The 7,387-nt window shown below is 73.7% G+C and carries 7 protein-coding genes; 6 read left to right on the forward strand and 1 reads right to left on the reverse strand.

Annotation, left to right across the window (positions count from 1 at the left end):
* Positions 1-136: 136 nt before the first annotated feature.
* From I6A81_RS11100 to I6A81_RS11110, 3 genes are all read left to right on the forward strand, one after another.
* Positions 137-1,609, forward strand: a complete 1,473-nt coding sequence (locus I6A81_RS11100) for an aldehyde dehydrogenase (protein ID WP_203003199.1) — start codon at positions 137-139, stop codon at positions 1,607-1,609.
* Positions 1,609-2,619, forward strand: a complete 1,011-nt coding sequence (locus tag I6A81_RS11105) for a TIGR03619 family F420-dependent LLM class oxidoreductase (protein ID WP_203003198.1) — start codon at positions 1,609-1,611, stop codon at positions 2,617-2,619. Before I6A81_RS11100 ends, I6A81_RS11105 begins: the two co-directional genes overlap by 1 nt.
* 88 nt (positions 2,620-2,707) lie before the next feature.
* A complete protein-coding gene (locus tag I6A81_RS11110; RefSeq protein WP_307874585.1) occupies positions 2,708-3,676 on the forward strand; it encodes a sucrase ferredoxin in 969 nt (322 codons plus the stop codon).
* A gap of 197 nt (positions 3,677-3,873) precedes the next feature.
* Here the strand turns inward: I6A81_RS11110 and I6A81_RS11115 are convergent, their stop codons facing one another.
* A complete protein-coding gene (locus I6A81_RS11115) occupies positions 3,874-5,382 on the reverse strand; it encodes a DHA2 family efflux MFS transporter permease subunit (protein WP_203003197.1) in 1,509 nt (502 codons plus the stop codon).
* Between the two features lie 87 nt (positions 5,383-5,469).
* On the opposite strand from I6A81_RS11115, the gene I6A81_RS11120 reads away from it, so the two are divergent.
* The 3 genes from I6A81_RS11120 to I6A81_RS11130 form a co-directional block, all read left to right on the forward strand.
* A complete protein-coding gene (locus tag I6A81_RS11120) occupies positions 5,470-6,111 on the forward strand; it encodes a TetR/AcrR family transcriptional regulator (protein ID WP_203003196.1) in 642 nt (213 codons plus the stop codon).
* Between the two features lie 99 nt (positions 6,112-6,210).
* Entirely contained in the window at positions 6,211-6,978 is a 768-nt protein-coding gene (locus tag I6A81_RS11125; protein ID WP_203003195.1) for a helix-turn-helix domain-containing protein, read from the forward strand.
* A partial coding sequence (locus tag I6A81_RS11130; RefSeq protein WP_285223058.1) for a VIT domain-containing protein occupies positions 6,975-7,387 on the forward strand: 413 nt, incomplete at its 3' end. The genes I6A81_RS11125 and I6A81_RS11130, both read left to right, overlap by 4 nt.

Consider the following 7,387-nt stretch of genomic DNA (forward strand, 5'->3'; position numbering starts at 1 on the left):
TGGACGCGCGGGAGCGAGCGGGCACCCGGCCCACGGCGTCGCGAGCCAGCGAAGGACGCCGACGGCCGAAGAACACGGCGCCGGCCAGTGAGGGCGGCGCCGACGGGCAGCTGATGGGCAGACGAAAGGGGCGGGCGTGGACCAGCGGCTGATGTACCGGGACGCGTTCTTCATCGACGGCGCCTGGTCGGCGCCCACGAGCGCCGACCGCTTCGGCGTGATCTCGCCGTCGAGCGAGCAGGTCGTCGGCGAGGTGCCGGTGGCCACGGGCGGCGACATCGACACCGCGGTCGCGGCCGCCCGGGCCGCGTTCGACGACGGCCCGTGGCCGCGCCTCGCGCCGGCCGAGCGCGGCGAGGTCCTCGCCCGCGCGGCGAAGCTGCTGGCCGAGCGCGCCGGGGCGATCGCGGCGGTCACCGTCGACGAGATCGGCTGCCCGGTGAGCAACCCGGCGTCGCAGACCGGGCTGGTCGCGCCGGTGTTCGACTACTACGCGACGCTCGCGGCGAGCTACCCGTTCGAACGGACGGTCGTCGCGGGCGCCCGCGCCGGGCTGGTCACGAACGAGCCGGTCGGCGTCGTCGGCGCGATCGTGCCGTGGAACGCGCCGGTGACGCTGGCCGCCTGGAAGACCGCGCCGGCGCTCGCCGCCGGGTGCACCGTGGTGATCAAGCCTCCGCCGGAGGCGCCGCTGTCGACGTTCGTGCTGGCCGAGGCGCTGCGCGACGCGGGCGTCCCGCCGGGCGTCGTCAACGTGGTGCCGGGCGGCCGGGAGGTCGGCGAGCACCTGGTCACGCACCCGGGCGTCGACAAGATCGCCTTCACCGGGTCGACCGCCGCCGGCAAACGGATCATGAGCCTGTGCGGCGAACAGGTCAAACGCGTCTCGCTGGAGCTCGGCGGCAAGTCGGCCTGCGTCCTGCTCGACGACGCGGACGTGGCGACGGTGGTGCCGACCGTCGTCGGCATCGGGCTGAACCGCTCCGGCCAGGTGTGCGCCGCCCAGACCCGCATCCTGGTGCACCGTTCCCGCTACGCCGAGGCGCTGGAGGCGGCGGGCGCGACCGCGGCGGCCATCCCGCTCGGCGACCCGCACGACTCCGCGACGGTGATCGGCCCGCTGGTCGCCGAGCGCCAGCGCGCCCGCGTCGAGGGCTACATCGGCGACGCCACCCGGCACGGCGCCCGGGTCGTCACCGGCGGCGGGCGGCCGGGCCACCTGCCGCACGGCTGGTACGTGGAGGCGACGATCCTGGGCGACGTCGACAACACGATGCCCGTCGCCCGCGAGGAGATCTTCGGCCCGGTGCTGTGCGTGATCCCGTTCGACGACACCGACGAGGCGGTGCGGATCGCCAACGACTCCCCGTACGGGCTCGCCGGCGGGGTCTGGAGCGCGGACCCCCGTCGGGCGCTGGCGGTCGCGCGCCGGCTGCGGGCCGGCGCGGTCAACATCAACGCGGACTTCCCGCCGTTCCCGCTGGTGCCGTTCGGCGGGTTCAAGCAGTCCGGGCTCGGCCGCGAACTCGGCCAGGAGGGGCTCGCGAGCTTCCTGGAGCCGCGCAGCATCGGCCTCCCGCCGGCGCTGCTCACCGAGGCCGGCGCCTAGTGGCCGCCCCGCGCCGGACGGCCCAGTTCTCGATCCGCTACGCCGCCCTGTCGGCCGAGGATCCCGGCACGTGGCGGCCGCTGCTGAACCGGGTCGTCGCCGCCGAGCGGGCCGGCGTGGACCGGGTCGTGCTCTCCGGCGAGCACGTCGTCTTCGGCGAGCACATGGACGACTACGCCCGGCCCGAGATCGGCGGCCGGGCCGGCGGCGTGCAGCCCACCGGCCCGGACGGCCACTTCCTCGAGCCGATGACCACCATGTCGTTCCTGGCCGGCATGACGAGCCGGATCCGGTTCACCAACAGCATCCTGCTCGCGGCGCTGCGCCGGCCGATCGTGCTCGCCAAGGCCGCCGCCACCCTGGACGTCCTGTCCGGTGGCCGGCTGGACCTGGGCGTCGGCATCGGCTGGCAGCGCGAGGAGTACGCGGCGGCGGGCCTGGACTTCGCCCGGCGCGGCCGGCTGCTCGACCACACCCTCGAGGTGTGCCAGTCGCTGTGGCGCGAGCGGCGGGCGAGCTACCACTCACCCGAGCTGTCGTTCGAGAACATCCACCTCAACCCGAAGCCGGTACAGCCGGGCGGGGTGCCTGTCTGGGTCAGCGGGACGGTCAACCCGGGCGCGATGCGCCGCCTGGCGCGGTTCGGCGCCGGCTGGATCCCGTGGGGGCCGGCCTCCGAGGACGTCGCCGCTCTGATCGAGACGATCCCGCGGATGCGGGCGGCGGTCGCCGCGCTCGGCCGCGATCCGTTCGAGCTCGGCATCGCGGGGAAGCTACCGAACGTGCTGGGACGGGACGGCCAACCCGACCTGGACGCGACGCTGGACGGCCTGCCCGCGCTGGTGGCGGCCGGTGTGACCGATATCCGCCTACAGCTCCCCGTACCGGAGGGAATTACCTCAGGTGAGGATTACCTTATGCCTTGGGTGGAACGGTTCCGGCAGGTGACGGGCAACGACGAGGCCACCGACGACGGTACGCTCGCGCCCCTTCGGGCCGGGCTCGGCTAGCCTCCAGCTTCACGGCGCCCGGCGCTCGCCGGTACCAGCAACTCCACGATCCCGCCTCCAGGCGCGGCGAGCGGAAGGTGTGACCATCGTGAGCGTCGGCACCACGTCCATGGCATCGGCTGGCGCGTCCTTCCGGTGCGCCCCCTGGACACGCGCCCAGGGGGCCGATCCGATCGGGACGGCCCTGGTCTGCGACCTGTTCGTCCTGATCGAGACGCCGCCGCCCTGGCCGGAGGAGATCGGCGACCTGCCGCTGTTCGCGGAGCTCGGCCGGCGCGGGCTCGGCGCCCGGCTGCTGGCGGTGCGGCCGCCGGCCGACGCGGTGGTGTCCGGGGCGGCCGCCGAGCTGGTCGCCGGGGTGCGCGCCGGGGTCGGCGTGACCATCTGGCGCCGGTCGGCGGCCGGCGGCTTCACCGGCACCGACCACGTCGTGCCCGACGAGCACCTCGCCGACGGGATCACCCGGCTGGTCAGGGAGGCGCCGGCGGACGAGGGCTGGCCCGCGCCGCCCGAGGTGCTGCTGTGCGGGCACGGCAGCCGCGACAGCTGCTGCGGGCGGCTGGGCACCCGGCTCGCGCTGGACGCGGCGGCGGACTGGCCGGACCTGCGGGTCCGCCGCTGCAGCCACACCGGCGGCCACCGCTTCGCCCCGACCGGCTTCACGCTGCCCGACGGCCTCGCCTGGGGCTTCCTGGACGCCGAGACCCTCGACACGATCCTGCGCCGCGACGGCAAGCCGCCGCTGCGCGGCCACTACCGAGGCACCACCGCCCTGGACATGTGGGCCCAGGTCACGGAGAGCGCGCTGTTCGAGCGCTTCGGCTGGTCGTGGCTGGACCACAGGATCACCTCGGTCAGCACCCAGGTCGCTCCCGACCGCCGCTCGGCGGACGTCCGGCTCGCCTGGGACGGCCCGTCCGGCCCCGGGCTCGCGGAGTCGACGGTCGAGAACTCCCGCACCATCCCCGTCCTCGTCTGCGGCGAGCCCCCGGAGAACGCCAAGAAGGCCGCTCCGGAAAAGGCCCTGCGCACCCTCACCATCCACACCAGCGGCTGAGGCGGCCCGATCCACCTGGCCTGGCGAGACCGGCACACGCCGGCACGCGGCTGAGCCGGCCACCGCCGGGTCGGCCGACTCGTCCGCGACAGCTCCCGGGGCGGCCAGCGACTCGTCGGCGAGGCCCCGGCAGGACCGGCCGCCTCGCGGTGCCGGGGCCTCGGTGACGCTTCGTCGCCACTGCCGGCGGCTGACTTCTACCCCTCGACCGTTGCCTCCGGCGCGGGCACCATCGGCGGGATCGTCGTCGGGGCGGGCGGCGCGGGCGGGCGGGAGTTCGTGGCGCGCAGCGCGATCACGGCGGCGGCCAGGAGGAACATCGCGGCCACCAGCAACGCGTTCTGGAATCCCTCGGTAAGGGCCGTGGCCTCAGGGGTGCCGGTCGCGACCACGTCCCGGGTGCGCGACGTCGCCACCGCGCTGAGGATCGCGACGCCGAGGGCCCCGCCCAGCCAGGTGGAGGCGTTGATCAGCGCCGCCGCGAGCCCCGCGGCCTCCTCGGGTACGCCCGTCTGCGCCGCGGTTGTCACGCCGACGAAGACCAGGCCGAGCCCGGCGGCCAGGACAAGCAGCGGGCCCAGGAGGTCGGCGAGGAAGGAGCCGTCCGCCGGGATGCGGGAGAGCCAGAACATCCCGGCCGCGCCCAGCAGCGCGCCAGTCACGATCACGGGCCGCGTGCCCAGCCGGGTGATCAGCTGGGCGCCGACGCCGGCCGCCATCGCCACGCCGAAGGTCGTCGGGAGGTACGCGGCCCCCGCCTCGATCTCGGAGAACCCAAGAACGTTCTGCATGTACAGGGTGACGAAGAAGAACATCGCGTAGAAGCCCGCCATCGCGAGCACCTGGGTGACGTCCGCCGCGGCGAGTCCCCTGATCCGGAAGATCGAGAACGGTACGACGGGGTTGCGGTGACGCAGCTCGTACCCGGCGAACGCGAGGATCAGGAGGCCGGATCCGGCGAGTCCCGCGACCGTGCGTGTCGCGTCCCAGCCATGCCCGGGCGCCTCCACGATCGTGTAGACCAGCAGCAGCATGCCGGCGGTGACCAGCAGGGCGCCGAGGACGTCGAAGTTCGCCAGGCCCCCGCGGTCCCGGTCACGGTCGCGCGGGATGAGCCGCAGCGTCGCGCCCAGCACGGCCAGGCACACGGGCAGGTTGACGAAGAAGACCCACCGCCAGCCCGGCCCGGCGGAGATGAGCCCGCCGAGGAAGACGCCGACGGCGGAGGCGAGGCCGGCCAGGGCTCCCCACATCCCGAGTGCCTTCGCCCGGTCCTTGGGCGACGTGAACGTGGTGGTCAGGAGCGAGAGCGCGGCCGGGAGCATCATGGCCGCGCCTACCCCCTGGACTAGTCGAAACGCGATGAGCGCCGCGTCGTCCTGCGCTAGGCCCCCGCCGGCCGAGGAGATGAGGAACACGACCGTGCCCGCGAGCAGGAGACGGCGGCGCCCAACCAGGTCGGCCGCGCGCCCGCCGAGCAGCATCAGCCCGCCGTAGGTGAGGAGGTAGCCGCCCAGCACCCACTGGAGGTTCTGGATCGTGAAGCCGAGATCGGCGCGGATCGAGGGAAGTGCCACGTTGACGATCGACGCGTCGACGAAGTCGAGGAATCCGACCGCGCACAGCAGCGCCAGGGTCTGCTTGCCGCGCCGCGTCGCGAGCACCGAGTCGGTTGGCGCGGGAGCCGTCTGGGCGGGGGCTGCCATCAATGATCTCCAGAGGATGAGTTAGTAAGTTAACTAACTCATACCACACGATCGGGAGCACCAAGCCTGGGTAGAGTTGTCAGTGAGATGTCTGACTCAGAGGAGGCGGCGCAACCGCCGGCAGCGCGGCCGACAGGACCCCGGTCGACGACGGCCAGGCCGGGAAAGCGCGAACGGCTGATCCGCAGCGCGACCGAGATCGCGCACAGCCATGGAGTCCAGGGGACGACGCTGGCGCTGGTGGCCAAGGCCGCCGACGTGCCGCTTGGCAACGTGTACTACTACTTCAAGACACGCGATGATCTTCTGCGTGCCGTTGTGGACGAGCACGCGCGCCGCGTCGACGACCTGCTCGCCTCGCTCGACCGGCGGTCGACGCCCAGATCCCGCCTCAAGGGGCTGGCGCGCAACTGGGCCGAGGCCGCGGATCTCGTGGCCGCGCATGGCTGCCCGATCGGCGGTCTCTCGGCCGACCTTGGCAAGCTCGACGGCGGCCTGCGCGCCTGCGCCGCTCGGCTGCTGCGCACCCTCATCGACTGGGCCGCCGGCCAGCTCACCGAGCTCGGCGTCCCGGACGCGCCCGCGGAGGCAGTGTCGCTGCTGGCCAGGGTGCAGGGCGCGGCCCTGCTCACCAACGCCTTCGATGACCCGAAGCTGCTCACCGAGGAGATCACCCGGATCGAGCGCGCGATCGATCAGCTGGCCGACGCCGCCCAGGCGGCGCCCTAGCCGGATCCACGCCATCGACCGGGCGGCTCCAGATCGCCCAACACCCTGACGTCCGACCTTCTCGCACCATATTGACAGTGTCATTATGACACTGTCATCATGGCGGGCATGGACGCGGAACTGTGGACGCTGGCGCAGCTCCCCGACCAGGTCGCGGCATTGCTGGCCGGCAACTACACGGGCCAGAGCAGCGGGCGGGTCGGCGAGCTGCCGACCGCGCGGACCATCCGGTGGTACACCACGATCGGGCTGGTCGACCGGCCGGTCGCGGCGAGCGGCCGCGCCGTGCTGTACGGACCGCGCCACGCGCTCCAGCTCGCCGCCATCAAGAAGCTGCAGGCCGAGGGCCGCTCACTCGCCGAGATCCAGGAACGGCTCGTCGGCGCCTCCAACCGCCAGCTCACGGCGGTGGTCGGCCGGCCGTCGGCCAAGCCCGTTCCACTCGCCGCCGGTCCGGCCGACGCCCTGGACACCGTCGGCGTACTGGACACCTCCGACGCCCTGGGCACCGCCGCGGCGGGCGCGTTCTGGAGACGCGGCGCCGACGGCCGGACGCCCGTGGAGGAGGGCACCACCGCGGGTACCGCGGGCCCGAACGGATCTCCCGCGGCGACCGCCGCCCGACCCTTGAAGAGCGCGACGGACTCGGCCGACGACACTGTCATCACTCATGCAAACACTGTCAACATCACGACGTCCGTAGCCCCGGCCGTGCGGCTTGCTGACAGTGTCACGGTCGTGCTGAGCGCGGCCACGCGGATGCCGGACGCCGAGGAACTCGCCGCCATCGAACGGGCCGCGGCCCCGTTGCTCGACCTGCTGGGCCGGCTCGGCCTGGCGGAAACCACGAAGGGGGAATGCCCATGAGCGCGCGCATCGACCGGATCGACAGCGTCGGCCCGATCGACACGATGGGCTGGGTCGAGCCGCTCGACCAGCGGAAGGACGACGGCCTCGGCTGCCTGCGGACCGAGCGCGGCAACCTGCCGCTCGACACTCTCGACGTTCAGGCGACGCTGACCGGCCTCGCCGCCAGCTGCACGCTCACCCAGGGCTTCCACAACCCGCACGACGAGCCGCTGGAGGCCACCTACATCTTCCCGCTGCCGCCGCGCGCCGCGGTGACCGCGATGCGGATGGAGGCCGACGGCCGGGTCGTCGACGCCGAGCTCAAGGAGCGGGGCCAGGCCAGAGCCGACTACGACGCGGCGATCGACGCGGGCAAGCGCGCGGGGCGAGGCCCGGGGGGGCGCCCCCCGGGGGTGACCCAGCGGGG

Origin of the sequence: Frankia nepalensis, assembly GCF_016786325.1 — a bacterium.
In the GTDB taxonomy this organism is placed as follows: Bacteria; Actinomycetota; Actinomycetes; order Frankiales; family Frankiaceae; genus Pseudofrankia; species Pseudofrankia nepalensis.